Raw genomic sequence first — 24,716 nt, 5'->3', positions numbered from 1 at the left:
ACGACGAGATCGAAGCGGCTGAGGGTCAACCGGCGAGGCGTGTCGAGCACCCCACCGTTCTACCCCGGGGGCCCGACAATACTGGTGCCCGTGCGCTTCCGACCGGTGTCCGCCGAGCGGCTGGTCGCCGAGCTGATCGAGATGATCACCCGGCGTGCCGGTCGGCTCCGGGTGGCGGTGGACGGGGCGCCGCCGGCCGGCCCCGGCGGGCTTGCCGATGCGCTGGGCGAGGCCCTACGACTGCGTGGCCGGCCGGTGCTGCGGGTGGCCGCGGCCGATTTCCTCCGCCCGGCGTCGCTGCGGTTCGAGCGGGGCAAACAGAACCCGGACGCCCGCTACGAGGACTGGCTGGACGCCGGCGGCCTGACCCGCGAGGTGCTCGACCCGATGAAACCCGGCGGGTCCGGCCGGGTGCTGCCGTCGCTGTGGAACGCCGACACCGACCGGGCCACCCGGGCCGATTACCTGAACCTGGCCGGGGACGCGGTACTGGTGCTGGACGGCGAGCTGCTGCTCGGTCGGGGGTTGGCCTTCGACCACACCGTGCATCTCTGGATGTCCGCCCCGGCGCTGGCCCGGCGGACCGGGGACGGGGCGGCGGAGGCCTGGGCGCTGCCGGCGTACGCCCGGTACGACGCCGAGGTGCGTCCCCTGCTGACCGCGGACACCGCCGTCCGAATGGACGATCCGGCACACCCCGCGCTGCTCGACGAGGGTCCGGTCTGATCTGATTCGTCCATGGCGACAACACGAACCGCGAACGCGCACTGGAACGGCTCGTTGCTGGAGGGCTCCGGCACCGTGTCGCTCGACTCGTCCGGGCTGGGCACCTACGACGTCAGCTGGCCCTCGCGGGCCGAGGAGGCCAACGGCAAGACCAGCCCGGAGGAGCTGATCGCCGCCGCGCACGCCACCTGCTACTCGATGGCGCTGTCGCACCAGCTCGCCACCTCCGGCACGCCGCCGCAGACCGTGGACACGAAGGCCGACGTGACCTTCCAGCCGGGCGAGGGGATCACCGGCATCCACCTGACCGTGCGGGCCACCATCCCGGGCCTCGACGCCGCCGCGTTCGCCGAGGTCGCCGAGAGCGCCAAGCAGAACTGCCCGGTCTCCAAGGCGCTCACCGGAACCAAGATCACACTCGACGCCGCCCTGGCGTGACCCGGTCTCCGGAGGCGGTCGGCGCGCCGGAGGGGAGTCGGGTCCGGCTGCGGCCGGTCGCCGAGGAGGACCTGGACCACCTGGAGCGGATGCTCGCCGACCCCGAGGCCATCGGGGAGTTCAACTGGGCGGGGTTTCGCGACCCCCGGTTCTGGCGCACGGGCTGGCAGGAGAACCGACTGCTCGGCGCGCCGCGCTGGACGCTGATGGTGGAGACGCTCGACGGCGAGCGGGTGGGGTTCGTCAACTGGCGGCTGACCAACCCCGGCTCCGCGTTCGAGTGCGTCGAGTTCGGGCTCGCGCTGTGGCCGCAGTGGCGCGGCCAAGGGCTCGGCACCGAGGCGCAGCGACTGCTGGTGAACTACCTGTTCGCGCACACCACGCAGAACCGCGTGCAGGCGGGCACCTCGATCGACAACATCGCCGAGCAGCGCGCCCTCGAACGGGCCGGCTTCACCCGGGAGGGCGTGCTGCGCGGCGCGGCGTTCCGCAACGGCGCGTGGCACGACGAGGTGATCTACGGCATGGTGCGGTCGGACCTTCGGTAGCGGCGGGACCGGCCGCGTGCGCTCGTAGCGGACCGGCCGGCGCCTGGCGCGATCATCCCGTTCCTCGCCCCGGTTCCGGCCCGCATCGGCACGATCACGGAGTAGCTCCGGGTGAGGCCCGCAGGTCGATCCGAAGTAGACTGTCTGGCATGGACGGTGCGCCCCAAGACCAGTCACCCGAGGACCCGAGTCAGCAGCCTGAGGGAACTCCATACCAGGGCAGTCACTTTCCGCCGTTCGCCAGCCCGCCGTCACCCCCGGGCGGGATCCCCCAACCGAGCATCTACCCGAGCGCACCGAGTTATCCCGCCGCCGGCTATCCGCAGTATCCGCCGCAGTATTCAGCGCAGTATCCGCCGCAGCACGCGCCGGCCGGCTTCCGGCCGGGGACGGCCACCGCGGCCGCCGTGCTGGCCTTCGTCCAGGCCGGGATCACGCTGCTCACCACCTGCTTCGGCATGATCGGCGTGGCCAGCGGTGAAACCCAGGACGAGTTCGCCTCCGGGGTCGCCTGGCTGGTGCTGCTGGCCCAGCTCGTCGGCGTCGCGCTGCTGATCGCGGGTGGCGTCCAGCTCGTGCACGGCACCGGCCGGACCATCCTCATCATCGGCACGGCGCTCGAGCTGGCGATCTGCCTGGTCTACCTGATCGCCTTCGCAACCCTGCCCGGTGTGGACGAGGACACGCTGGGCATGAAGGTGGTGATGATCGGCAGCGCGACCTTCCTCGCGATCATGCCGGTGATCAGCTTGGCGCTGGCGTGCACCGGCTCGGTCGTCCAGTGGCTGCGCCGCCAGCCCGGCGGGTGGCCGGGTCAGCCGAGCAACACGCCGTCCTGGCCGTAGAGCAGCAGCCTGCCGGGCTGGGGGGCGGCACTGACCTGGGCGCCGATCCGGGGTTCGGCATGTTCCTGAACGGTGACGCCGATCAGGGTGCCGTCGGCGCACTCGAGGGTGACCAGCGAGGTGATCCCGAGGTTCTCCACGATCGACACCGTGCCGGGGATGCCCTCCTCCCCCAGCGTCAGGTACTCCGGCCGGATGCCGACCACCACCTCGGTTCCGTCCGGAAGGTCGACCTCGGTCAACGACGTGCCGGCCACCTCGACCGCACCGGACCGGACCGCGCCGGGCAGCAGGTTCATCGGGGTGGAGCCGATGAAGTTGGCCACGAAGGTGCTGCCCGGGCGCTGGAAGATCTCCCGGGGGCTGCCGAGCTGGCGGATCCGGCCGGCCTCCATCACCGCGATCCGGTCGGCCAGCGCGAGCGCCTCGGCCTGGTCGTGCGTGACGAACACGGTGGTCAGGCCCAGCTCCCGTTGCAGCCGCTTGAGGAAGGTCCGGGCCTCCAGCCGCAACCGGGCGTCCAAATTGGACAGTGGCTCGTCGAGCAGCAGAACGTCGGCCGACACGGCGATGGCCCGGGCCAGCGCCACCCGCTGCTGCTGCCCGCCGGAGAGCTGACCCGGCCGGCGCTCGAGCAGCCCGTCCAGCCCGAGGTCGGCCGCGGTCCGCGCCGCCACCTCACGCTGCCGCGGCCGGGGCGCCCGCCGCACCCGCAGCGGGTAGGCGATGTTCTCCGCCACCGACATGTGCGGGAACAGCGCGTAGTCCTGGAACACCATGGCCACCCGGCGCTGCCCCGGCTCGACCCTGGTCACGTCCCGCGCACCGATCGACACGGTGCCCGAGGTGGCCGGCTCCAGCCCGGCGATGGTGCGCAGCAGCGTGGTCTTGCCGCACCCGGACGGCCCGAGCAGCGCGAAGAACTCGCCGTCCTTGATGCTCACGTCCAGCGAGTCCACCGCGCGCACCCCGTTCGGGTACACGGTGGACAGTCCGGTCAGCTCGATTCCCGCCATCAGGCCTTGATCCCTCCATGAAAGCGGAACCCGTACCGCTTGCTGACGAACAGATAGAGCGCGACGACCGGAATCGAGTACAGCAGCGAGAACACCGGGATCACGGTCAGGTTCGCGGTCCCGCCCTCGTCCCGCAGCGTCTGCAGCAGCACCGCGCCCGGCTGGGTCTCCACGTCGCGCAGCAGCAGGAACGGCAACAGGAAGTTGCCCCAGGCCTGCACGAACGACCACACCAGGATGGTGGCGATCCCGGGCCGGGCCACCGGGAGCACGACGTGCCGCAGCACCTGGCCAGGCGAGGCGCCGAACACCCGGGCGGACTCCTCGTAGGAGCGCGGCACCGCGTCCACGAAATCCTTCAGGATGAAGATGGCCGCCGGGAGCATGCCCGCGGCGATCACCAGCGCGGTGCCGTAGTGCGAGTTGATCAGACCGAGCTGCTTCATCATCACGAAGATCGGCACCATCGCCGCGGTCCCGGTGACCACGCTGGACAGCAACAGCAACACGTACAGCAGCACGTCCCGCCCGGGGATGCGTACCCGGGACAGCGCGTAGGCGGCCAGCGTCGCGCACAGCGTGGTCACCGCGGTCGCCACCACGCACAGGATCAGCGAGTTGACCAGCGAGCCCAGCGCATACGGGTGCTCGAAGGTGGCCCGCACGTTGTCCAGCGTCCAGTCCGGCCAGCGCAGCCCGAGCCCGGGCCGGCTGTCGAACGGCGCACTTGCCAGCCACAGCATGGGAATCGCGAAGAACGCCAGCACCACCGCCATGAACACGGTGTAGCCGATCCGGCGCAGCACCAGTCCGCTCATGCCCGCCTCCTGCGCAGCACACCCAGATACACCAGCGCCAGCACCAGGTTGGCCAGCAGCAACAGCAGTGAGATGGCCGAGGCGTAGCCGAGCCGGCCGTTGCCCTCGCCGCCGATCGCCTGCTGGTAGATGAACACCGGCAGCGTCTCCGACTGGTGGTTCGGGCCGCCCGCGGTGAGCAGGAACGGGGTGAAGTCGTTGAACGTCCACAGGCTGATCAGCAGCGTGTTGGTCAGCACGTGCCCGCGGATGTGCGGGAACACCACGTCCCGCACGGTCTGCAGCCGACTGGCGCCGACCATCCGCGCGGTCTCGATCTGCGACGGCGGCACCGCGGCCAGCGCCGAGCCGTACAGCATCATCGAGAACGCCGTGCCGCGCCAGATGTTGAACACGATCAGGCAGGTCATCGGGTACTGGATCAGCCAGGCCACCCCGGGCGTGTTCAGCATCGCGTTGAGCGTGCCGCCGTCCCGGGACAGCACCGCCACCCACAGGTAGGCGACCACGACGCCGGGCAGGATCCAGGACAGCAGCACCAGCGCCTCGACCGTGCGGCGCAGTCCCGGCCCGGCCGAGCGCAGCGTCCAGGCAAGCGCGAAGCCGAGCACGTTCTGCCCGATCACCGCGGAGCCGAGCACGAACAGCACGGACAGCCACAGGGCGTTGCCGAACAGCGGGTCGGCCAGTGCCTCGAGATAGTTGCCCAGCCCGACCACGGCCGGCGCCACCGACGCCGGCCCGGTGAGCTGGTAGTCGGTGAGCCCGATGTAGATCGTCCACAGCGCCGGGAAGATCAGGAAGATCCCGATCAGCAGCAGCGCGGGCGCGACGAACCCGAGCGCCCGCGACACGCCGAGCCCGGCGCCGTCGATCCGGGTGGCACCGCGCGCCGGCCGGGGCTCCTCCGGCCGGGGAGCCTCGACCAGCGTCGCGGCGCCGACCCCGGGGTCAGCCACCGGCGACCTTGTCCTGACCCACCGCCTTGACCAGAGCGTCCTGGTAGGTGGCGGCGGCCTCGTCCGGGCTCTTGCCGGTGATCACGTCGGCGGTCGCCTGCTGCAGCGCCGCGGACACCTTCGGGTAGTCGGCAAGGCCCGGGCGGAACCGGGTGATCGGCAGCACCTTGGCGGCCACGAAGCTGAGCATCGGGTCGCCGGAGAGCACCTCCTTGTTGACGTCGTCGCGCTGGGTGATCTGCGCGGTGCCGGCCAGCCTGGCCTTCGTGGCCTCGAAGGAGTTCATGAACTGGAGCAGTTCCCAGGCCTGCTGCGGGTACTTGGTGTGCGGGTTGACCACCCGGACGGCCCCGCCGGACATGCTGACGAAGTCCTGGCCGCCGACCCCGGAGCCGGCGGTCCTTGCCGGGACCATCGCCCAGCCGACGGCGGTGTTCCGGTCGGCCATCTTGGCCACGCCCTTGTTCGGCTCGACCACCGAGCGCCAGAAGTAGTCGCTCTCCAGCAGGATGCCGATCTTGTTCTCGGCGAACAGGGCGAACGACCGGTCCCGGCCCTTGGCCTCCTGCTGGAGCAGCGGGTCACCCAGCCCGCTGCCGTAGATCCGCTGGTACAACCCGAGCACGTCCTTGACGTTCTGGCTGGCGCCGAGCCACTTGCCGTCCTGGTAGACGGTCTTGCCGGTGCCGGCAAGCAGCGGCAGCACGCCCTGCATGGTGGTCGCCTCGGTCATCACGGTGCCGGCGTTGAGCTGGATCGGGACGACCCCGGACAGGGTCTTGAGCTTCTCGGCCGCCGCGACGATGTCGTCCCAGCTCTTGGGTTGCCAGTTGTCCGGCAGTCCGGCCTGGGCGAACAGCTTCTTGTTGAAGAACAGCACCCGGCCGTCGGTGCCGACCGGGACGCCGTAGCGCTTGTCCTCGAACCGGCCGAGCGCCTCGACGGCGTCCGGGATCTGGCCCCAGCCGTCCCAGGAGTCCACCTTGTCCGCGCCGACCAGCTCGTCGAGCGGCTTGACCTGGCCGGCCTGGGCGAACTCGCCGAGCCAGATGCCGTCGATCTCGACGACGTCACCGCCGCCGCCGGTGTTGAAGTCCAGTGCGATCTTGGTCTTGTAGTCCTTGTCGTCCGACCCGATGCCGTCGAACTTGACCGTGGCGTTGACTCCCTTGGCCTTCTGCGCCTCGGTGAACTTCGGGATGACCCAGTCGGTGATCCAGGCCGCGCCGAGCGCGTTCTTGCCGCCGGCCACGGAGTTGGAGGTGATGGTGAGCGTGACGTCCTTGGCGTCGGCGTTCTGGTTGGCGTTGCCTTCGGTGTCGCTGTCCTGCTGCTGTCCCAGGCACCCGGACAGGGCCAGCGTGGCGGACACCGCCGCGGCCAGGAAGATCTTCCGTCGCATGTGGGCACCTTTCTCATCGTCGAGGGGCGCCAGAAATCTTCTATTACTTAGGGGAGTATGACAACTAGTACCAAGATCCCGATCCCGCAGGTGGCGCGCGCGGCAATCGACCCAATGCCCGCCCGGAACGGGTAGCGTCTCGAATCGTGGTCGCAACGGATCCGGTGGACGTCCGCCTGCTCAGCCTGGTGGCCGAGATGGGCCGGGCCGCGGTGCACGACATCGCCGCGCGGTTGGGCATGGATCCGCGTGAGGTGGCGTCCCGGCTGGTCGCGCTGTCCGCCTCCGGGCTGCCGCTGCTGGTCGGCGTCGAGTGCGATCCCAACCGGTTACGCGCGGCGCTGGCCGCCCGGCCGCAGCCCGGTGCCTACGCCCCGCCGGCCGGTTACCCGCAGCCCTACCCCACACCGGCCCCCGGCGGCTTTGCGCCCGGCGTGCCGTCCGGGGCGTACTCGGTGCCGAGCGGCCCGTACCCGCCGCCCCCGCCGAGCAACCCGGTTCCGGCGCAGACCGGCCCACCCAGCAACCCGTTCCCGCAGCCGATGAGCACCTGGGGTCCGCCGCAGACCGCGTCCTGGGCGCGCGGCGACCAGCCGCCGCAGGACCTCACGGTGCCGACCGCGCGGTCCGGCCCGGCCAACGGCGCCCGCACCGGCACCGTCGGCGCGACCCTGCTCACCGAGGGCCTCGAGGGCGAGCGCCTGGCCATCCAGCTGGTCGAGGTGGTCGACCCGGCCGACTACCTGTTCACCGCCGCCGGCTACCGGCTGCAGGACGGCGAGCGCTCCGTGGTTGTGCACACCGAGCTGACCAACCGCGGCGGCGTGCCGTTCCAGAGCCTGCCCGACCTGTACCTGGTGCTGGTCACCCCGGACGGCCGGACCATCGCCAAAGCCCCGGTGTCGCTGTCCTCCCGCCCGCCGCACCGGATCGGCGTCGCGCCGGGCGAGACCGCGGGCGGTCACACCGTCTACGTCGTCCCGGAGAGCACCGTGATCAGCTCGGTGCGCTGGAGCCCGCGCCCCGACGATCAGTCCCGCACCCTCAACTGGACAATAGAAAGTTAGGACGACCTGGCCGGTTCCCGACCGGGTGTTGCCAAGTCGGGCACGACGCCAGGGTCTGGCCCGGCGCCTGCGGCGCCGGGCCGCGCCGCAGGCGCGGGCCCGGTCGGCTGACCGGGTTCGGCCCCGAGGTGGCAGCTCGTGTGCCCCAAGTTGGTGGCTCAGGTGCCCTAGTCGGCAACTCGGGTGCCGGAGTCGGCAACTCGGGTGCCCGAGTCGGCAACTCGCCGAATGTCGCCGCGATCCTCGGCGAGTCCCCGGGTCCAGCAACCGAGCAGCCGATTCAGCCCGGCGAGTCTCTACTTCATGCGCGAGTCCCCGATTCCAGCACCACGATCTGCCAACTCATGTCACCGTGCTGCGCAACAATGCGCCGCTCGGCGCATCCTCCCGAGCCAGGGGTTCGGCTGCCCGGCCCGGGGACTCGCCCAACGGACCGGCCGCGCTGTGCGCGGCGCCGGTCAGCTCTCCGCGCGCAGCAGCTCCAGTGCGGCGGACAGGTCGTCCGGATAGGCGGAGGTGTACTCCACCCGCCGGCCGTCGGCGGGGTGGTCGAAGGCCAGGGTGTGGGCGTGCAGCCACTGCCGGGTCACGGCGAGCCGGCGGGCGAGTACCGGGTCGGCGCCGTAGGTGAGGTCGCCGACACACGGGTGCCGCAGCGCCGCGAAGTGCACCCGGATCTGGTGCGTGCGGCCGGTCTCCAGCCGAATGTCCACAAGGGACGCGGCGCGGAACGCCTCGAGCACCTCGTAGTGGGTGACCGCCGGTTTGCCGGTGGCGACGATGGCGAACTTGTAGTCCTGCCGGGGATGCCGGTCGATCGGCGCGTCGATGGTGCCGACCGTCGGGTCGGGGTGGCCCTGCACCAGCGCGTGGTAGATCTTGTCCACCGTGCGTTCCTTGAACGCGCGCTTGAGCACGGTGTAGGCGTGCTCGCTCTTGGCCACCACCATCACCCCGGTGGTGCCGACGTCGAGCCGGTGCACCACGCCCTGCCGCTCGGCCGCGCCCGAGGTGGAGACCCGGATCCCGGCCGCGGCGAGGCCGCCGATCACCGTCGGACCGGTCCAGCCGGGGCTCGGATGTGCCGCGACGCCAACGGGTTTGTCCACCACCACGATGTCGTCGTCCTGGTGCAGCACGATCAGCCCGGGCACCGGCACCGGGGCCACGGTTACCGGGGCGGCCGGTGCCGGCAGGCTCACCTCGAGCGTGGCGCCGGCCACCAGCCGGTCGGACTTGCCGGCGATCCGGCCGTCGAGCAGCACGTCGCCGGACTCGGCCAGTTCGGCGACCGCCGTGCGGGACAGTCCGAGCAGTTTGGCCAGCCCGGCGTCCACGCGCATTCCGTCCAGGCCTTCGGGGACGGGCAGCGTGCGCAGGTCACTACTCACGATGCCGGAGCCTCGGACGACCCGGCCTTGGCCTTCTCCTTCGTGGAGCGCCCGTCGTAGTCCTTGCCGAGCAGGGCGAGCAGCACGATCAGCGCGCCGCCGCACACGATGGCCGAGTCGGCCACGTTGAACACCGGGAAGAAGTCGCCGTTCGGGGCGAACACCGAGACGAAGTCGACGACGTGCCCGCGCATCGGCCCGGGCGACCGGAAGATCCGGTCGGACAGGTTGCCGAGCGCGCCGGCCAGCACCAGCCCGAGCCCGATCGCCCAGCCGATCGAGCGCAGCTTCGGCGCCATCCAGATGATCGCGACCACCACCGACAACGCGATCAGGCTGAGCACCCAGGTCATCCCGGTGGCCATGGAGAACGCCGCCCCGGGGTTGCGGACGAGTTGGAGGTAGACCGCGCCGCCGAGCAGCCGGACCGGCGCCTCGCCCTCAAGCGAGGCGACCACGGCGATCTTGGTGAGCACGTCGGCGGCGAGCACGACCGCGGCGACCACCGCCAGCACGAACCCGCGCCGAGGTGGTTGGGGGTATGTGCTGGGCTCGCTCATCAGCCTATTGTCCATGCTGTCGCCAGTCTCCCGCGAAGGACCAGGGTTTCCGCCATGCCCGCAGCACCGATCACCCGGCGGCGGTTGCTGCTGGGCGGGCTCGGGTTGGGCCTGGTCGGCGCGGCCGGCGGCGCGGCGGTTCCGGTCTCCCCGGTCCCGCCCACGATCGCGAGCCGGCCCCGGTCCGCCGTGCCGGCTGTGACGAAGGACTCCGCACCCGGCAACGCCCTGGTCGAGCGGGTGTGGTCGCAGGCCCGCGGGATGTACGTGGAGCTGGTCACCATGCGCCCGGCCGGGGTGAGCGCCGGGCCGCTGCCGGTGTGCCTGATCCTGCACGGCCGCGGCGGCGCGGCCCGCGACTACATCCCGTTCGGCATCCCGGCCCTGCTGACCGGTGCGGTGCGCGCCGGCGCTCCCCCGTTCGCCGCCGTCGCCGTGGACTGCGGCCGCATGTACTACATGAACCACGGCGGCGACGACCCGATGCGCATGCTGGTGGAGGAGGTCCCCCGCTGGCTTGCGCACCGCCGCCACGCCGCGCCGACGGCCGTGCTGGGCTTCTCCATGGGCGGCTGGGGCGCGCTCAACCTGGCCCGCCGCCGCCCCGACCTCCGCGCCGTGGCGCTCGCCAGCCCCGCCCTGTTCCAGCGCTGGTCGGTCGCCGAGACCCGCAAGGCGTTCGCCAGCGAGCGCCAGTGGCGCGAGCACGAGCCGCTCCAGCACATCGACGAACTCGGTGCCGCGCCCATCGGCCTCTGGTGCGGCTCAGAGGATTCGTTCGCCGGTCCGGCGCGCGAGTTCATCCGCAAGGCCCACCCCGAGCACGCCGCCATCACCAAGGGCGCCCACGACAACGCCTACTGGCACAAGGTCCTTCCGGAGATCATGCGCTTCGTCGGCTCCCACCTCGCCTGAGGAAACACGAGGATCGGCCCGTCGGCGTTCTTCGAGTCCCGCACCCCGAACACCGCCTCCCCCACCGCCACCTCCACGCAGTTCGCCGTATCGGTGCTCCGGCTGCTCTTGCACCAGGACCATGCGTCGATCTCGACAGGCTTCACCCGGTCACCGCCCCGATTGCTCTCGCACCAGGACGAAACGGCGGTCTCGATCACCCGGTCGCCACCCCGGCCGCCTTCGCACCAAGACGACATGGCGATCTCAACACAGTTGGACGTATCGGTGCTGCGACTGCTCTTGCGCCAATCCGAAAAGGCGATCTCAACGCAGTTGGCGTTGGCGGTGCTTCTGCTGCTCTTGCGCCAGTTCGCGAACATTGCCCCCTCCTCATCACTCTTGCTCGGCGGCGATTCTGCAGATCAACTCAACTGAGTCGCCCGGCTCCAGTGCCACGTTCAGGATATTGCTGAGGGTGACACGGTACGCCGCGATATCCTCCCGCTCATCCAAGAACAACCCAACGTTCTGATGCTCTATGTGCACGAGACTTGGCTCCTCAGCGAAATCCATGACGATGAACGGCCCACGAAGCCCGGCGTATGGCCCCGCTTGCAAGGGAACCACACGTACCGTGATGTTGGGTCGCTCGGCCGAGTCCGCCAATTGGCGCAGTTGCCGCGCATCAGGCCACCCTCCGGGATCGGCCGGCGCAGCGCGCCCTCGTCGATCACCGCGAGAAACTGCAAGTCCTGGCGCCGCAACACGGTCTGCCGAGCCCGGCGCGAGGCCACCAGATTGCTCAGTTCCGACTCGGTCATGGCCTTGTTGATGCCCTTGATGATCGCGCCGGTGTACTCGTCGGTCTGCAGCAGGCCGGGCACGACGAGCGCCTCGTAGTTCTGGATCCGGGTGGCGCGGGACTCGAAGTCGATCAGTGCCTTCCACAGCTCCGGCAGCCCGAGACCCTGGCTCTCCCACCAGCCGCGCTCGGCGGATTTCCTTACCTGGTCCAGAATCTGGTCACGGTGCCGCTCGGGCACCCGGTACAGCCCGAGCAGCGCGGCCACCACGTCCACGCTCAGCATCCGTTGTCCGGTCTCGATCCGGCTGATCTTGCTCGGCGACATGCCGAGCTGCTTGGCCACCTCCGCTCCGGTCAGGCCGGCGTCCTCGCGCAGCGCCCGCAGCTGGTTGGCCACCTGCCGGCTGCGCACGCTCGGATTCGGGTTCTCCGTCATGCGCCGAATCCTTCGGTTCCCAAGGATGACAACGCAATCACACGATCGGTTATCTTGCAGTCGCTCACTGCAAGGTGCGACGTTCAGCGCATGGCGACCTGGCTCCAGGGCATCTTCACCCCGCGGCTGCACGCGGTCGCCGACCCGACCCCGCGCCTGGTGTTCCGCTCCGTCCCGGTGGTCTGGTCGCTCTGCGGCGCGCCCGCCGAACTGGCCCCGCCCCCGGGCGACCTGCCCACCTGCGCCCTGTGCCTGTATCAGATGGACAGGAACGGCGGCAGCGGCCGCGGGTCCGGCGACGGCACCCAGCGCCCGTCCACCTCGGCGTAGGTCCAGGCCGGGCCGTGCGCCACCAGCCCGCGCAGCGCGGCAAGGAACCGGTCCACGTGCTCCTCGGTGCTACCCAGCCCGAGGCTGGCCCGCAGCGCCCGGGGCTGCGCCTCCCCCAGCAACCGGCGGGTGGCCACATGTGCGCAGAACAGCCCGTCCCGCACCCCGATGCCGTGCTCGGCGGACAGCGCCGCGGCCAGCAGCCCGGCGTCCCGGCCCTCGACCACGAAGCTGGCCACGCTGACCCGCGCCTGTCCGGCGCCGAACAGGCTCAGCTCCCGCACCCCCGGGATCGCCGCCAGCCCGGCGCGCAACCGGTCCAGCAGCGCCCGTTCGTGCGCGACCAGCGGCTCCCAGTGCCGGGTGAGTGTGTCGGCGGCAACCGCAAGCGCGTGCACCCCGACCACGTTGGGCGTGCCGGCCTCGTGCCGCTCCGGCACCGCCGACCAGGACACGCCGAGCTGCTCGCCGCGGGCCAGCACCTGCCGGGTGGCGCCGCCGCCGGCCAGGTACGGCGGCGCCGCCTGCAACCAGTCCGCGCGCCCGACCAGCGCACCCGCACCGAACGGCGCGTACAGCTTGTGCCCGGACAGCGCCACCCAGTCCACGTCCAGCGCCCGGATGTCGATCCGGCGGTGTGGGGCGAGCTGGGCGGCGTCCAGCGCGATCCGGGCGCCGTGCTGCCGGGCCACCTCGGCCAGCCGGCGCACCGGCCACAGCTCGCCGGTGACGTTGGACGCGCCGGTCACCACCACCAGGCGCGGGCCGGTCGGGCACCGGCGCAGCGCCTCGTCCAGCGCGGCCACCGCGTCGTCCGGCCGGTCCGGGGTGACCAGCCGGCGCACGTTCGGGCCGCGCCAGGGCAGCAGCGCGGCGTGGTGCTCGGTGTCGAACAGCAGCACCGATGTGTCCCTGGGCACCGCCCGGGCCAGCAGGTTCAGCGCGTCGGTGGTGTTGCGGGTGAACACCACGGTGTCCGCACGGTGCGCCCCGGTGAACCGGCGCAGCGCGTCCCGGGCCTGCTCGTAGACCCGGGTGGACACCTGCGAGGCGAACCCGGCGCCCCGGTGCACGCTGGCGTACCAGGGCAGCAGCTCGTCCACCGCGTCCCGCACGGCGTCCAGGCACGGCGCGCTGGCCGCGTGATCGAGGTTCGCGTACGGCACGCGGGTGCCGTCCACGAGCGGAACGGCCAGCCGGGCGCCGGCGACGGCGGGCAGCGCGACGGCACGGGGATCGACGGCAACGGTCACGGGTGGGCCTCCAGGTCCACATCGGACCCGGGGAGGGCCCGCGCTTGCCCAACCCGCACCTCGCGGAGGGCCAGGTCCTCACCCGGGGCACCCCACCGCGGTTGGAGGGTTGCCGGCCAGCAAGCCGGGGCTTGACGCTGGCGCTCATGACCTTGCCCCTAGTGTAACCGAGGCCGCTCACGTAAGACTTGGCGCCCATGAGCGAGCTTGCGAGCGAATCCTTGGCACTGCCCTGCCGCCGAGCCTGCGAGGCGGCAGGGTCGGCCGGCACCGAGCTTGCGAAGGTGCCGGCATGAGCGATTTCGATGTGCTGGTGCTGGGGTCCGGGCCAGGCGGGCAGAAGGCCGCGATCGCCGCCGCCAAGCTCGGGCGCAGGGTCGGCCTGGTGGAGCGCCGAGACATGATCGGCGGCGTCTGCATCAACACCGGCACCATCCCGTCCAAGACGCTGCGCGAGGCGGTCGTCTATCTCACCGGCATGAGCCAGCGCGAGTTATACGGGCAGAGCTACCGGGTCAAGGAGGAGATCACGATCACCGACCTGACCGCCCGCACCAACCACGTGGTCGGGCGCGAGGTCGACGTGATCCGCAGCCAGCTCGCCCGCAACCACGTCACCGTGCTCCCCGGCATGGGCCGGTTCCTCGACGCGCACACCGTGGCGGTGACCGACGGCTCGGGCAGCGAGCGGGACGTGACCGCGGCCAAGGTCGTGATCGCCACCGGGACCACACCCGCCCGACCGTCCAGTGTGGACTTCGACGGGCAGACGATCATCGACTCGGACGGGATCCTGGGGCTGGACCGGGTGCCGCAGTCGATGATCGTGGTCGGCGCCGGGGTGATCGGCATCGAGTACGCCTCGATGTTCGCCGCGCTCGGCACTAAGGTGACCGTGATCGAGCAGCGGATGAGGATGCTCGAGTTCTGCGACACCGAGGTGGTCGAGGCGCTCAAGTACCACCTGCGCGACCTGGCGGTGACGTTCCGGTTCGGCGAGACCGTGGCCGCGGTTCGGCGCTACGAGCGCGGCGCGGTCACCGTCCTGGAGAGCGGCAAGAAGATCCCGGCCGAGACCGTCATGTACTCGGCCGGGCGGCAGGGCATGACCGGCAACCTCGACCTCCCGGCCGCCGGCCTGTCCGCCGACGCCCGCGGCCGGATCACCGTCGACGAGTACTTCCGCACCGCCGTGCCGGACATCTACGCGGTCGGCGACGTGATCGGCTTCCCCGCGCTGGCGGCGACGTCGATGGAACAGGGCCGGCTCGCCGCCCACCACGCCTGCGGCGAGCCGGTGCGGGCGATGCACGCCCTGCAACCCATCGGCATCTACACGATTCCCGAGATCAGCTACATCGGCCGCACCGAGGACGAGCTCACCGAGAACCGGATCCCGTTCGAGGTCGGTGTGTCCCGCTACCGCGAACTGGCCCGCGGCCAGATCATCGGCGACTCCTACGGCGTGCTCAAGCTGCTCGTGTCCCCGGATGACCGGTCCCTGCTCGGCGTGCACGTGTTCGGCACCGGCGCCACCGAGCTGGTCCACATCGGACAGGCGGTGATGGGCTGCGGCGGCACCGTCGACTACCTCGTCGACGCCGTCTTCAACTACCCCACCCTCGCCGAGTCCTACAAGGTCGCCGCCCTCGACGCGATGAACAAGATCCGCCAGATCTCCCTGCTGGACACCTAACTCGCGGCATCGATCACCCGGGTGAGGTAGGCGATCACCTCCTGCTGATTGGTGTACCGGGCCCACTGCACGGGCGTGCCGGGTGTGTCGCTGACGGCCTCGGCGGTGGGGTCGGAGCCGAGGTCGACGAGCAGCCGCACGACGTCGAGATGGCCGGTCAGCGCGGCGATGTGCAGCGCCGACACCTTCCCGTCGTTGACCGGGAAGCCGACCGAGACCAGCAGCTCGATGGCGTTCGGCCGGTTGAGGGCGGCGGCCTGAGTGAGCGGATCCGGCCACCATGGGGTGTGGACGGTCCGCTCGGCGAGGCCGGGGTCGGCGGCCAGCAACCGGTCCACGGCCGGGCGGTCCCCGCGCATGCACGCCCCGACCAGCTCGAAGGTCGGGTCCAGCGGTGTGATCTGGGCCCCGGCCGGGGTGAGCAGGTCGACGATCTCGGTGTTTCCGAAGATCATCGCAAGCTCGTATGCGGTTGTGCCGGCGTCGGGTCCCTCGCGTGGGGCGTCGATGTCGATGCCGGTCTCGGCGCACCGGCGCAGCAGCAGCCGGGCCCGGTCGACCAGGTTCGACCCGGCGGCATGGCGGAGCTGGTCCTGGATCAGCTGCGCCGGGGTGGGCAACCGAGTGCCGAGCCGGGACCGCCACGGCCCGCCGGACGGGCGACCGAGCCCGTATTCGAGCAGCAGCGACAAACCCGCGTCGTCGTCATCATGCGGGTAGCCGCACACGTTCTGCAGGGCGCGCGCGTCGTTGGGGTCGGCACCGGCGTCGAGCAGCAGCCGGGCCAGCGCCAGCCGATGGGGATGCGCCGGCTGGTTGACCGGATCGTGGTAGCCGCGGAACGCGCCGCTGAGCGCGGTCACCGGGGGTGGCTGGCCGTCGGGCAGGTAGCCGGCGTTGGGATCGGCGAGGTTCACCAGCAGCAGCCGGGCCACCTCCAGCGTGGAGTGGTTCGCCTCGGTGCTGTTCAGCCGGGAAAAGGTCAGATAGAGCAGCGGCGGCCAACCGTGCGGCCCGCCCTCCCGCTCGGCCAGCGACCGGTCGCCGGCCAGCAGCACCCGGGCGGCGTCGACGTCGCCGACCGCCGCGGCGGTGTGGATGCTGGCCGAGGCCAACTCCGGGTGCGCCGCCAGCAACCGGCGGGCCTCGGCCCTCCGCCGCGGGTCGTCGCCCTCCTCACCGGCCTTGGGCCCGAAGCCGAAGCTGGAACAGTGGGTCAGGCAGGCCAACCGCAGGAACTCGTCGGCCAGTCCGGCGTCGTTGACCGGGCGACGCTGCGGCGACCGGCCGAACCGGTCAACGACGGCGACGTAATCGCGGAGCCGGCGCCAACTGGGAAAGCCGTACCACCGAGCAACGACCAACTGCGCGTCGGCCAGGGTGAACGCGACCCACCCGGCGCCAAGCGGAGCGACACCCATCCAGCGAGGATGCAGCTGAACCGCCATCTCCCGCGCCTCGAGCGCCGACTTGACGGGATCGCCGCTCCGAACCCGGTCCCGGACCTCTTTGGCCTGCTTGTGCAGCTGTTCCAGGGATGGGTTGGCGGGCAGAGGATAGGCCAGCATCACGGCCTCCTTCCGATGCGCCTGCGGTCCGCATCGTCAGGCCGAAAGGAGGGTCCGAACGTCGATCACATTCACCGACTCCCGAGCAGGCTCAGCCCTTCGCGCGGACCGCAAGCGCCTCGGAACGCTTGCCCCCACGATACCCACGACCTGCGCCCTCGTCACCGATTGCACACGCCGCTCCGGCTCACTCCGATTCGTCCAACAGCTCCACCGGCACGATCCGCACCGGAAACGGCCGCTCGACCTCGAGCACGTCCTCGCCCTTGACCTCGGCCACCTGCTGATAACGACCGGCGCCGTCCAGCTCGAAAACGACGACGGCCAGCTCCTGCGGATCGACCACCCAGTAGCTCGGCACTCCGATCCGCTCGTAGCTCGCCTTCTTGGTATTCAGGTCGAGGAGGGCGCTGCTGGGCGAGAGCACCTCGACAGCAAGCACGGCAGCGACAGGCAGAAGCTGATCGGTCAGATCCGCCCGGCGTGCTACAAGCACGTCCGGCTGGAGTTCCATGGTCGACGACGGGCGGACCGCGAAGGGCCCCAAGATCACGAGAAGATGCTTGGGACACGCCTGTTCCAACGCGATGGCCAGTTCGAACAGCACTACCTGGTGGCGCAAACCAGGTGTGGGACTCACGATCATCGTCCCGTCGATGAGCTCGTAGCGTTGCCGTCGTCCGGCATCGCCTCCAGGTCGGCGACGGTGAACGGGCCTGCTGTCATAACCCTCCTCTCTCGGCGCGGGTCAATCCCAGCACGCCACGCCGACAGCATTCGGGGCTATTCCTCGCGCTTCGCCTGATCGAGTGATCAGTGAGCGGCTACAACTATTTCTTGGACTTCGCCTTGTCGGGCGACTCGTCGGTCGACAAGGCGGCGACGAAGGCTTCCTGGGGGACCTCGACGCGGCCCACCATCTTCATGCGCTTCTTGCCCTCTTTCTGCTTCTCCAGCAGTTTGCGCTTGCGGGTGATGTCGCCGCCGTAGCACTTGGCGAGCACGTCCTTGCGCATGGCGCGGATGGTTTCGCGGGCGATGACGCGGGAGCCGATGGCGGCTTGGATGGGGACCTCGAACTGCTGACGGGGGATCAGCTCGCGCAGCTTGGCGGCCATGCGGGTGCCGTAGTTGTACGCCGCGTCGCGGTGCACGATCGAGCTGAACGCGTCGACCGTCTCGCCCTGCAGGAGGATGTCCACCTTGACCAGATCCGAGGTCTGCTCGCCGGCCTCCTCGTAGTCGAGCGAGGCGTAGCCGCGGGTACGGGACTTCAGTGCGTCGAAGAAGTCGTAGATGATCTCGGCGAGCGGGAGGGTGTAGCGCAGCTCGACGCGGTCGGTGGACAGGTAGTCCATCCCGCCGAGCTGGCCGCGGCGGCCCTGGCACAGTTCCATGATGGAGCCGATGTAGTCGGACGGCGCGATCACCGTCGTCTTCACGATCGGCTCGTAGACCTCGGAGATCTTTCCGCCGGCCGGCCAGTCCGACGGGTTGGTCACGATATGCTCGACCCCGTCCTCCATCACCACGCGATAGACCACGTTGGGCGCGGTGGAGATCAGGTCCAGGCCGGCCTCCCGCTCCAGCCGCTCGCGCACGATCTCCAGGTGCAGCAGACCCAGGAACCCGCACCGGAAACCGAATCCCAGCGCCGAGGACGTCTCCGGCTCGTAGCTCAGCGCGGCGTCGTTGAGCCGCAGCTTGTCCAGCGCCTCGCGCAGATCCGGGTAGTCCGAACCGTCCACCGGATACAGTCCGGAGTAGACCATCGGCCGCGGCTCCCGGTACCCGGCCAACGGCTCGGTGGCGCCCTTGCGTTCCCGGGTCACCGTGTCGCCGACCCGGGACTGCCGGACGTCCTTCACGCCGGTGATCAGGTAACCGACCTCGCCCACCCCGAGCCCCACGCTCGGCTTCGGCTCGGGCGAGATGATGCCCACCTCGAGCAGCTCGTGCGTGGCGTTGGTGGACATCATCCGGATCCGCTCCCGCGGGGTGATCTTGCCGTCCACCACCCGGATGTAGGTGACCACGCCGCGGTACGTGTCGTACACCGAGTCGAAGATCATCGCCCGGGCCGGTGCGTCCGGGTTCCCGGTCGGCGGCGGCACCAGCCGCACCACCTCGTTGAGCAGCTCCCGCACGCCCTTGCCGGTCTTCGCCGACACCCGCAGCACGTCGGACGGGTCGCAGCCGATGATGTGCGACAGCTCCGCGGCGTACTTCTCCGGGTCGGCGGCCGGCAGGTCGATCTTGTTCAGCACCGGGATGATCGTCAGGTCCTTGTCCAGCGCCAGGTAGAGGTTGGCCAGCGTCTGGGCCTCGATCCCCTGCGCCGCGTCCACCAGCAGAACCGCGCCCTCGCACGCCTCGAGCGCCCGGGACACCTCGTAGGTGAAGTCCACGTGGCCCGGCGTGTCGATCATGTGCAGCACGTGGTCCCGGCCGCCCACCTGCCAGGGCAGCCGCACGTTCTGCGCCTTGATCGTGATCCCGCGCTCGCGCTCGATGTCCATCCGATCGAGGTACTGCGCGCGCATGTCGCGCTCCTGGACCACGCCGGTGAGCTGCAGCATCCGGTCCGCCAGCGTCGACTTGCCGTGGTCGATGTGGGCGATGATGCAGAAGTTGCGGATCAGCTCAGGGGCCGTGAACGTCGTGTCGGCGAACGTGGTCACTCAGATTCCTTATCGGGATCAACGGGCACCCGCCCATCGTCCCATGCCGCGCTGGTCACACGCCGATGCCTCAGTAACAGCAGGCCGGTGGCCAGCGTGATCAGGGCGAGCACGAGCGGAACCGGGCCGATCGCGTCCAGCAGGCCGGCCAGCGCGCCCTGCACCCGGCCGGCCGCGTCCACCACCGGATCGGACGCCGCCCCATCGGCGTGGAACAGCCGCAGCTCGTACCACCCGTAGTAGGCCACATAGCCGCCGGTGAGCAGGAGCAATGCCCCGCCGATCCGGCCGAGATACGGGAACAGCCGGCGGATTCCGGTGGCCACGGTCGTGCTGGCCAGCGCGGCGGCCACGGCGAGCACCCCGACCACCAGACCCATGCCGAGCGCGTAGGCGAGGAACGCGGACAGCCCGGAGCCCAGGTCACCGCGGCGCAGTGCGACCCCGGCAACCGCGAGGAACGGCGCGATCGAGCAGGACAGCGAGGCCACCGCGAACGCCACGCCGTAGCCGAGCATCGACGCGACCCGTCCGGTCGGGGCGCCGCGCGCCGGCCGGGGCAGCAGCAGGCTCAGCTCCCGGCCGGCCAGCAGCAGCCCGCCGGCGACCACCAGGGCCAGTCCGACCAGTACCGTCAGGACCGGCAGGTAGCGCTGGGCGATGCCGGCGATCTGCCCGCTGAGCAGCCCGAACACCCCGAACACGGCGACGAAGCCCGCGGTCATCAGCGCGCTGGCCAGCACCGCCCGGCCAAGCCGTGCGGTGCGCGAGCCGCCGGCCACCACCAGCGCCAGGTAGCCGGGCAGCAGCGCGAACCCGCACGGGTTCACGGTCGCCAGCATCCCGGCGACCAGTGCGAACGTGAGGCCTTCCGGCACCGGCGCCGGTCAGCCGGCCAGCGCGCGGACGCGCCGGTTCAGGTCGTCGGTCTGCAACTGCCGGGTCTGCAGGTCGATCGTGCCGTCGGCGGAGATGAACGCGTAGGCCGGCTGCGCGTACACGCCGAACCGTTGCCACACCCGGGCCTCGGTGTCGGCGATGTGCGGGAAGGAGCCGAGCCCGTACTCCTCGATGAACGCGCGCATCGCCGGCACCTCGTCCTGCGCGGCGACGCCCACGAACTTCACCGAGCCCTCGTTCTCCTTGGCCACCTTGGCGATGTCCTCGGCCTCGCCCTGGCACTTCGGGCACCACGGTGCCCAGAACCACAGCACGGCCGGCGTCCCGGCCAGGTCCGCGCCGGCGAAGTCCTGGCCGTCCACCGTCTTGCCGGTGAACGCGAGCTGCGCCGGGATCACCCGCGCACTGCCGGACGCGGTCGCGCTGATCACCACCTGGCTCTGCCGAACCTCCGTCGACCGGGGCTGGTTCGCGGCCCCGCAGCCGGTGAGCAGGACCGCCGTGCAGATCACCGGAAACGCGCGCCTCATGGGAAAACCTTACGACCCGGGCGGTGTCGTTGTGCCATTCTCGGCAAGGTGACCGAGCCCGTGTTGGACACCGAATCCGCCCGAACCCTGGCCCGCTCGCTGCGCGACGTCCTGCGGGCGGCCGACGGGGTCCTCGCCGAGGACGGCGACTCCCGGCTGGGGACCCTGATCACCGAGCACATCGGCTGCCCGATCGGCGAGATCCCCAACGTGCTCGAACGCTGGCCGGCGTGGGAACACGCGAACCTGCAACGCGGTCTGGACGCCTACCTCGCCGAGCACTCGCCGGACGCCACCTGGTTCGGCATCGCCGGCACCATGCGCATGCACAACGACCTGATGGACATGCTGACCTCGTCCGGCCACGGGATGTTCAAGCTGGGTGCGGTGGACTACCTCAGCGTCGCGATCGGGCCGGAGAGCAGCATGGACGCGGTGCGGTTCGGCCTGGTGCCAACCGTCGCGCCGGACGGCACCCCGGTGGTGCTGGCGGTGCGTGGCCCGGCCGAGCACGGCGAGCCGACCTGCACGCTCCAGGTCCTGGCCGCCGACCGCGGCACGGCGACCGAGGTGCGCGAGCGGGTCAGCACGCTGATGCGGGAACGGGACGTGTTCCGCGGCCAGATCCTCACCTTCGGGTTCAACGAACATCGCGGCAACCAGTTGGTCGCCTTCCAGCCCCGGCCGGAGCTGTCCGCCGACGACGTGGTGCTGCCGGCTGGTGTGCTGCAGACCATCGAGCGGCACGTGGTGCTGGCCGCCGGACGCTCGGCCGCCCTGCTGGCCGCCGGGCAGCATCTCAAGCGCGGGCTGCTGCTGCACGGGCCGCCCGGCACCGGAAAGACCCACACGGTGCGCTATCTGCTCAGCCGGCTGACCGGCAGCACCGCGATCATCGTGTCCGGCCAGGCACTGCGCATGATCGAGGCGGCCACCACGCTCGCCCGCCGGCTGCAGCCGTCCGTCGTGGTGGTCGAGGACGTCGACCTGATCGCGCAGGACCGGATGTTCTCCCCCACCGGCAACCCGCTGCTGTTCGAGCTGCTCAACCAGATGGAGGGCGTCGCGGCGGACGCGGACGTGACGTTCGTGCTGACCACCAACCGGGTCGAGGTCCTCGAGCACGCGCTCACCGACCGGCCCGGCCGGGTGGACCTCGCGGTCGAGATCCCGCGACCGGACGCAGGCGGTCGGGAGCGACTGCTCCGGCTCTACACCCGGGACGTCGAGCTGGACCTACCCGATCCGGACGCGCTGGTGGCGGCCACCGAAGGCGTCACCGCCTCGTTCATCCGGGAACTGGCCCGCCGGGCGGTGCTGATCGCGCTGGACCGCTCGCCGGACGTCCCGGTGCGTCTGGACGAACCGATCCTGCGCTCGGCCCTGGACGACCTGCTCGCCGAACGCAACGCCCTGACCCGAACCATCCTCGGCGGCGCCCAGCCGGACCCACCCGCCGGGCCGCTGCCCTATCCACCCGGCATCGGCCGCCCCGGTCCGGGGATGATCTTCGCCGAGAAGTTCGGCTAGGCGCACCGCCCGTGCCCGGCGGCAACCCGTCGAGCAGGGACCGTGCGAACGTGCGGTGAACCGATCAGTCCCGTTGGTCGCGGCGCAACGGGTGATCCTCGGGGATCTCCACCAGCACGATCCGCAGCCCGTCCGGGTCGGAGATCCACATCTCGTGTAGGCCCCACGGCTCCTCGCGCGGCTCGCGCAGCACCGGCACCTGCCGGCGCGCCAGCTCCGCCGCGGTGCCGGCCAGATCCCGAACCTGGAGCCACAGCCCCACGTCCGGCCCCGGTCCGGCCTCGCCCTTGCCGGAAACCTCCAGCAGTCCGGTGCCGGTGAAGAACACCGTGCCGCCCGGGAACTCCCGGTACACGGCCAGTCCGAGCACGTCCCGGTAGAACGCCACCGACCGGTCGCGGTCCCGCGGCCGGAGCAGCACCCGGCTGCTCAAGAACTCCACGCGGTCCAGCCTCCTACATCGCGATCGCCGCCACACCCGCGAGCACCACCAGCGCACCGACCAGCCGCCGTCCCGGGTTCGGCTCCCCGAGCAGCAACCAGGCCGCCACGCTGGCGAACACGATGCTCAGTTCCCGGGCCGGCGCCACCATGCTCACCGGCGCCAGCCGCATCGCGAACAGCACCAGCAGGTAGGCCAGCGGGGAGAGCACGGCCACCGCAAGCACCATCGCCCAGTGCGCCCGCCACAGCTCCCGCACCCGCGCCCGCCTGCGCAGCGCCACCGGGCTCAGCACCACGAACTCGGTCAGCGCCGACCCCATCATCAGCACCGCGGGCGGCACCGCCCACGCGGTCACCGCGCGGGCGTCCCACAGGGTGTAGGCCGCGATCAGCGTCCCGGTGGCCAGCCCGTACAGCGCCCCGGCCGACCAGCCCGCACTCCCCCGCCCCACGCCGCCGATCACCAGAATCCCGGCCACCACCGCCCCGGCGCCGATCAGCGCGGTCACCCCCGGCCGCTCGCCCAGCACCAGCACCGCCGCCACCACCGCGAGCAGCGGCCCCGATCCCCGGGCCAACGGGTACACCACCGAGAGGTCGCCCACCGCGTACCCGCGCTGCAGCAGCACGAAGTACGTCACGTGCAGCACCCCGCTCCCGGCCATCGCGAGCACCCAACCCGGTCGCGGCTGCTCCCCGAACCCCAGCACGGTGACCAGCACCAGCGGCACGCAGAGCAGCGCCGTCACCGACCCGTACAGCCAGACGAACACCACTCCGCCGTGCGGCACCCGCTTCGCGCACAGGTTCCATCCCGCGTGCGCCACCGCGGCCGCAACCACCAGCGCCACCGCGACCGGACCCACCGCGCCCTCCCGTTCCCCGCCCCGGCTCCTGGTCCCCGCCCAGCAAGGTCGTGACCAGCTTTCCTGCCAGGATGGTCCGATGCATGACTACGGCAGTCTGTACCCGAGCCTGCGCTTCGCCGATCTTGGTGACGGGGTGCTCGAGGTGACCATGTCCGCACCGGGCCGGCTCAACGCGGTCGGCCACGAGGGACACCGTGATCTGGCCGCGGTGTGGACCACGATCGACGGTGACCCGGACGTGCGGGTGGCGATCATCCGCGGGGAGGGCGGGGTGTTCTCCGCCGGCGGCGACCTCGACCTGGTGTCCGACATGGCCGCGGACTTCGCCGTCCGGGTCCGGGTGCTCCGCGAGGCCCGCGACCTGGTCTACAACGTGATCAACTGCGCGAAACCGGTGGTCTCGGCGATCGAGGGGCCGGCGGTCGGCGCCGGGCTGGTCGTCGGCCTGCTGGCCGACGTGTCGATCGCGGCCAGCACCGCGCGGATCATCGACGGGCACACCCGGCTCGGCGTGGCGGCCGGCGACCACGCCGCCATCGTCTGGCCGCTGCTGTGCGGGATGGCCAAGGCCAAGTACCACCTGCTGACCTGCGAGCCGGTGTCCGGCGCGGAGGCCGAGCGGATCGGTCTGGTCTCGCTGTGCGTCGAGCCGGAGGAGTTGCACGACACCGCCCGCAAGGTGGCCGCCCGGCTCGCGTCCGGGTCACAGAGCGCGATCCGCTGGACCAAGTACGCGCTGAACAACTGGCTGCGCTCGGCTGGGCCGATCTTCGACGCGTCCCTCGGACTGGAGTTCCTCGGCTTCGGCGGGCCGGACGTGGTCGAGGGGGTGGCCGCGATCCGGGCCAAGCGACCGGCCGAGTTCTCCGGCCCGGCTTCGGAGTGACGCTCACCCGCTGTTATTCTGAGCCGTCGTGCCGTGCGGCATTCCGTCAGGGAGGAAGCCCGCGGTTTACCCGGCCAAGCCGGGAGCGGGGCCAGCACAGCTGCGGCACGACAAATCCGTG

Annotated in this window: 25 protein-coding genes, 1 pseudogene and 1 riboswitch; of the genes and pseudogenes, 10 read left to right on the top strand and 16 right to left on the bottom strand. The window is 71.0% G+C overall.

What is annotated here, in order from left to right; all coding sequences use genetic code 11:
• The first annotated feature begins 90 nt into the window (after positions 1 to 90).
• The 4 genes from VFV67_RS28025 to VFV67_RS28010 all read left to right on the top strand — a co-directional run bounded on the left by VFV67_RS28025 (position 91) and on the right by VFV67_RS28010 (position 2,557).
• Positions 91 to 726, top strand: coding sequence for a uridine kinase (locus VFV67_RS28025; RefSeq protein WP_326473662.1), 636 nt, complete (start codon positions 91 to 93; stop codon positions 724 to 726).
• 12 nt (positions 727 to 738) lie between these two features.
• Positions 739 to 1,164 (top strand): OsmC family protein, encoded by a 426-nt coding sequence (locus tag VFV67_RS28020; RefSeq protein ID WP_326473661.1) that lies wholly within the window; start codon positions 739 to 741, stop codon positions 1,162 to 1,164.
• The gene (locus VFV67_RS28015; protein ID WP_326473660.1) at positions 1,161 to 1,712 is read left to right on the top strand and encodes a GNAT family protein; all 552 of its coding nucleotides are present in this window, start codon (positions 1,161 to 1,163) and stop codon (positions 1,710 to 1,712) included. Before VFV67_RS28020 ends, VFV67_RS28015 begins: the two co-directional genes overlap by 4 nt.
• A gap of 149 nt (positions 1,713 to 1,861) precedes the next feature.
• On the top strand, positions 1,862 to 2,557 hold the full coding sequence (locus tag VFV67_RS28010; RefSeq protein WP_326473659.1) for a hypothetical protein: 696 nt from the start codon (positions 1,862 to 1,864) through the stop codon (positions 2,555 to 2,557).
• On the opposite strand, the gene VFV67_RS28005 is transcribed toward VFV67_RS28010, so the two are convergent.
• From VFV67_RS28005 to VFV67_RS27990, 4 genes are read right to left on the bottom strand one after another with little or no spacing between them, the layout of a single operon-like run.
• Entirely contained in the window at positions 2,527 to 3,573 is a 1,047-nt protein-coding gene (locus tag VFV67_RS28005; protein ID WP_326473658.1) for an ABC transporter ATP-binding protein, read from the bottom strand. The two genes, VFV67_RS28010 and VFV67_RS28005, sit on opposite strands and share 31 nt — an antisense overlap.
• Positions 3,573 to 4,391 carry a carbohydrate ABC transporter permease gene (locus VFV67_RS28000; protein WP_326473657.1) on the bottom strand — a complete coding sequence of 273 codons (819 nt, stop codon included), beginning with the start codon at positions 4,389 to 4,391 and terminating at the stop codon, positions 3,573 to 3,575. Before VFV67_RS28000 ends, VFV67_RS28005 begins: the two co-directional genes overlap by 1 nt.
• Positions 4,388 to 5,350, bottom strand: a complete 963-nt coding sequence (locus tag VFV67_RS27995) for a sugar ABC transporter permease (protein ID WP_326473656.1) — start codon at positions 5,348 to 5,350, stop codon at positions 4,388 to 4,390. Before VFV67_RS27995 ends, VFV67_RS28000 begins: the two co-directional genes overlap by 4 nt.
• On the bottom strand, positions 5,343 to 6,752 hold the full coding sequence (locus VFV67_RS27990; RefSeq protein ID WP_326473655.1) for an extracellular solute-binding protein: 1,410 nt from the start codon (positions 6,750 to 6,752) through the stop codon (positions 5,343 to 5,345). The genes VFV67_RS27995 and VFV67_RS27990 overlap by 8 nt, the downstream gene beginning before the upstream one ends.
• Before the next feature lie 146 nt (positions 6,753 to 6,898).
• On the opposite strand from VFV67_RS27990, the gene VFV67_RS27985 reads away from it, so the two are divergent.
• Complete coding sequence (locus VFV67_RS27985) at positions 6,899 to 7,819, top strand: AsnC family protein (RefSeq protein WP_326473654.1); 921 nt, start codon at positions 6,899 to 6,901, stop codon at positions 7,817 to 7,819.
• A 458-nt stretch (positions 7,820 to 8,277) separates the two neighbouring features.
• On the opposite strand, the gene VFV67_RS27980 is transcribed toward VFV67_RS27985, so the two are convergent.
• Together VFV67_RS27980 and lspA are read right to left on the bottom strand one after the other, a co-directional pair.
• Positions 8,278 to 9,162 (bottom strand): RluA family pseudouridine synthase, encoded by an 885-nt coding sequence (locus tag VFV67_RS27980; protein ID WP_326473749.1) that lies wholly within the window; start codon positions 9,160 to 9,162, stop codon positions 8,278 to 8,280.
• Between the two features lie 44 nt (positions 9,163 to 9,206).
• On the bottom strand, positions 9,207 to 9,770 hold the full coding sequence (gene lspA / locus VFV67_RS27975) for a signal peptidase II (protein WP_326473653.1): 564 nt from the start codon (positions 9,768 to 9,770) through the stop codon (positions 9,207 to 9,209).
• A 54-nt stretch (positions 9,771 to 9,824) separates the two neighbouring features.
• Here lspA and VFV67_RS27970 point away from each other — a divergent pair, with 54 nt between their 5' ends.
• On the top strand, positions 9,825 to 10,685 hold the full coding sequence (locus VFV67_RS27970; protein WP_326473652.1) for an alpha/beta hydrolase: 861 nt from the start codon (positions 9,825 to 9,827) through the stop codon (positions 10,683 to 10,685).
• On the opposite strand, the gene VFV67_RS27965 is transcribed toward VFV67_RS27970, so the two are convergent.
• Together VFV67_RS27965 and VFV67_RS27960 are read right to left on the bottom strand one after the other, a co-directional pair.
• Entirely contained in the window at positions 10,628 to 11,047 is a 420-nt protein-coding gene (locus VFV67_RS27965; RefSeq protein WP_326473651.1) for a DUF397 domain-containing protein, read from the bottom strand. The genes VFV67_RS27970 and VFV67_RS27965 overlap by 58 nt on opposite strands.
• Positions 11,048 to 11,060: 13 nt before the next feature.
• Positions 11,061 to 11,908: pseudogene (locus tag VFV67_RS27960) on the bottom strand (helix-turn-helix domain-containing protein).
• A 90-nt stretch (positions 11,909 to 11,998) separates the two neighbouring features.
• Here VFV67_RS27960 and VFV67_RS27955 point away from each other — a divergent pair.
• Complete coding sequence (locus tag VFV67_RS27955; RefSeq protein ID WP_326473650.1) at positions 11,999 to 12,238, top strand: hypothetical protein; 240 nt, start codon at positions 11,999 to 12,001, stop codon at positions 12,236 to 12,238.
• Here VFV67_RS27955 and VFV67_RS27950 read toward each other — a convergent pair.
• A complete protein-coding gene (locus VFV67_RS27950; protein ID WP_326473649.1) occupies positions 12,166 to 13,491 on the bottom strand; it encodes an aminotransferase class V-fold PLP-dependent enzyme in 1,326 nt (441 codons plus the stop codon). The genes VFV67_RS27955 and VFV67_RS27950 overlap by 73 nt on opposite strands.
• Positions 13,492 to 13,526: 35 nt before the next feature.
• Positions 13,527 to 13,643: riboswitch (SAM riboswitch) on the bottom strand.
• A gap of 140 nt (positions 13,644 to 13,783) precedes the next feature.
• Here VFV67_RS27950 and sthA point away from each other — a divergent pair.
• Positions 13,784 to 15,187, top strand: a complete 1,404-nt coding sequence (gene sthA, locus VFV67_RS27945; protein WP_326473648.1) for a Si-specific NAD(P)(+) transhydrogenase — start codon at positions 13,784 to 13,786, stop codon at positions 15,185 to 15,187.
• Here the strand turns inward: sthA and VFV67_RS27940 are convergent.
• The 5 genes from VFV67_RS27940 to VFV67_RS27920 form a co-directional block, all read right to left on the bottom strand.
• Entirely contained in the window at positions 15,184 to 16,755 is a 1,572-nt protein-coding gene (locus VFV67_RS27940; RefSeq protein ID WP_326473647.1) for an ankyrin repeat domain-containing protein, read from the bottom strand. The two genes, sthA and VFV67_RS27940, sit on opposite strands and share 4 nt — an antisense overlap.
• Before the next feature lie 187 nt (positions 16,756 to 16,942).
• The gene (locus VFV67_RS27935; protein ID WP_326473646.1) at positions 16,943 to 17,401 is read right to left on the bottom strand and encodes a Uma2 family endonuclease; all 459 of its coding nucleotides are present in this window, start codon (positions 17,399 to 17,401) and stop codon (positions 16,943 to 16,945) included.
• 184 nt (positions 17,402 to 17,585) lie between these two features.
• Positions 17,586 to 19,436, bottom strand: coding sequence for a translation elongation factor 4 (gene lepA / locus VFV67_RS27930; RefSeq protein ID WP_326473645.1), 1,851 nt, complete (start codon positions 19,434 to 19,436; stop codon positions 17,586 to 17,588).
• The gene (locus tag VFV67_RS27925; protein ID WP_326473644.1) at positions 19,433 to 20,278 is read right to left on the bottom strand and encodes a cytochrome c biogenesis CcdA family protein; all 846 of its coding nucleotides are present in this window, start codon (positions 20,276 to 20,278) and stop codon (positions 19,433 to 19,435) included. The genes lepA and VFV67_RS27925 overlap by 4 nt, the downstream gene beginning before the upstream one ends.
• A 45-nt stretch (positions 20,279 to 20,323) precedes the next feature.
• Positions 20,324 to 20,866, bottom strand: a complete 543-nt coding sequence (locus VFV67_RS27920; RefSeq protein WP_326473643.1) for a redoxin domain-containing protein — start codon at positions 20,864 to 20,866, stop codon at positions 20,324 to 20,326.
• Positions 20,867 to 20,914: 48 nt separating this feature from the next.
• Here VFV67_RS27920 and VFV67_RS27915 point away from each other — a divergent pair, with 48 nt between their 5' ends.
• Positions 20,915 to 22,396 carry an ATP-binding protein gene (locus tag VFV67_RS27915; protein WP_326473642.1) on the top strand — a complete coding sequence of 494 codons (1,482 nt, stop codon included), beginning with the start codon at positions 20,915 to 20,917 and terminating at the stop codon, positions 22,394 to 22,396.
• A gap of 64 nt (positions 22,397 to 22,460) precedes the next feature.
• On the opposite strand, the gene VFV67_RS27910 is transcribed toward VFV67_RS27915, so the two are convergent.
• Both VFV67_RS27910 and VFV67_RS27905 read right to left on the bottom strand, forming a co-directional pair.
• Positions 22,461 to 22,838, bottom strand: coding sequence for a VOC family protein (locus VFV67_RS27910; RefSeq protein WP_326473641.1), 378 nt, complete (start codon positions 22,836 to 22,838; stop codon positions 22,461 to 22,463).
• Positions 22,839 to 22,851: 13 nt separating this feature from the next.
• Complete coding sequence (locus VFV67_RS27905) at positions 22,852 to 23,706, bottom strand: EamA family transporter (RefSeq protein ID WP_326473640.1); 855 nt, start codon at positions 23,704 to 23,706, stop codon at positions 22,852 to 22,854.
• Positions 23,707 to 23,785: 79 nt separating this feature from the next.
• Between VFV67_RS27905 and VFV67_RS27900 the strand changes: the two genes are divergently transcribed.
• The gene (locus VFV67_RS27900; protein ID WP_326473639.1) at positions 23,786 to 24,595 is read left to right on the top strand and encodes an enoyl-CoA hydratase/isomerase family protein; all 810 of its coding nucleotides are present in this window, start codon (positions 23,786 to 23,788) and stop codon (positions 24,593 to 24,595) included.
• The last annotated feature ends 121 nt before the right edge of the window (positions 24,596 to 24,716 follow it).

Source organism: Actinophytocola sp. (assembly GCF_035762905.1).
Lineage (GTDB): Bacteria > Actinomycetota > Actinomycetes > Mycobacteriales > Pseudonocardiaceae > DASYTH01.
The sequence above is the reverse complement of the archived record's forward strand: the minus strand, read 5'-3'. Positions and strand labels throughout refer to the sequence as shown.

Bases quoted from the DNA above. Each gene is read 5' to 3' on its own strand.
- VFV67_RS27940 (WP_326473647.1), bottom strand. From the start codon at position 16,755: ATGCTGGCCTATCCTCTGCCCGCCAACCCATCCCTGGAACAGCTGCAC.
- VFV67_RS27935 (WP_326473646.1), bottom strand. From the start codon at position 17,401: ATGATCGTGAGTCCCACACCTGGTTTGCGCCACCAGGTAGTGCTGTTC.
- VFV67_RS27970 (WP_326473652.1), top strand. From the start codon at position 9,825: ATGCCCGCAGCACCGATCACCCGGCGGCGGTTGCTGCTGGGCGGGCTC.
- VFV67_RS28020 (WP_326473661.1), top strand. From the start codon at position 739: ATGGCGACAACACGAACCGCGAACGCGCACTGGAACGGCTCGTTGCTG.
- VFV67_RS27955 (WP_326473650.1), top strand. From the start codon at position 11,999: ATGGCGACCTGGCTCCAGGGCATCTTCACCCCGCGGCTGCACGCGGTC.
- VFV67_RS27980 (WP_326473749.1), bottom strand. From the start codon at position 9,162: ATGCGCGTGGACGCCGGGCTGGCCAAACTGCTCGGACTGTCCCGCACG.
- VFV67_RS27920 (WP_326473643.1), bottom strand. From the start codon at position 20,866: ATGAGGCGCGCGTTTCCGGTGATCTGCACGGCGGTCCTGCTCACCGGC.
- lspA (WP_326473653.1), bottom strand. From the start codon at position 9,770: ATGAGCGAGCCCAGCACATACCCCCAACCACCTCGGCGCGGGTTCGTG.
- VFV67_RS28010 (WP_326473659.1), top strand. From the start codon at position 1,862: ATGGACGGTGCGCCCCAAGACCAGTCACCCGAGGACCCGAGTCAGCAG.
- VFV67_RS27925 (WP_326473644.1), bottom strand. From the start codon at position 20,278: ATGCTGGCGACCGTGAACCCGTGCGGGTTCGCGCTGCTGCCCGGCTAC.
- VFV67_RS27965 (WP_326473651.1), bottom strand. From the start codon at position 11,047: ATGTTCGCGAACTGGCGCAAGAGCAGCAGAAGCACCGCCAACGCCAAC.
- VFV67_RS27900 (WP_326473639.1), top strand. From the start codon at position 23,786: ATGCATGACTACGGCAGTCTGTACCCGAGCCTGCGCTTCGCCGATCTT.
- sthA (WP_326473648.1), top strand. From the start codon at position 13,784: ATGAGCGATTTCGATGTGCTGGTGCTGGGGTCCGGGCCAGGCGGGCAG.
- VFV67_RS28000 (WP_326473657.1), bottom strand. From the start codon at position 4,391: ATGAGCGGACTGGTGCTGCGCCGGATCGGCTACACCGTGTTCATGGCG.
- VFV67_RS27990 (WP_326473655.1), bottom strand. From the start codon at position 6,752: ATGCGACGGAAGATCTTCCTGGCCGCGGCGGTGTCCGCCACGCTGGCC.
- VFV67_RS28005 (WP_326473658.1), bottom strand. From the start codon at position 3,573: ATGGCGGGAATCGAGCTGACCGGACTGTCCACCGTGTACCCGAACGGG.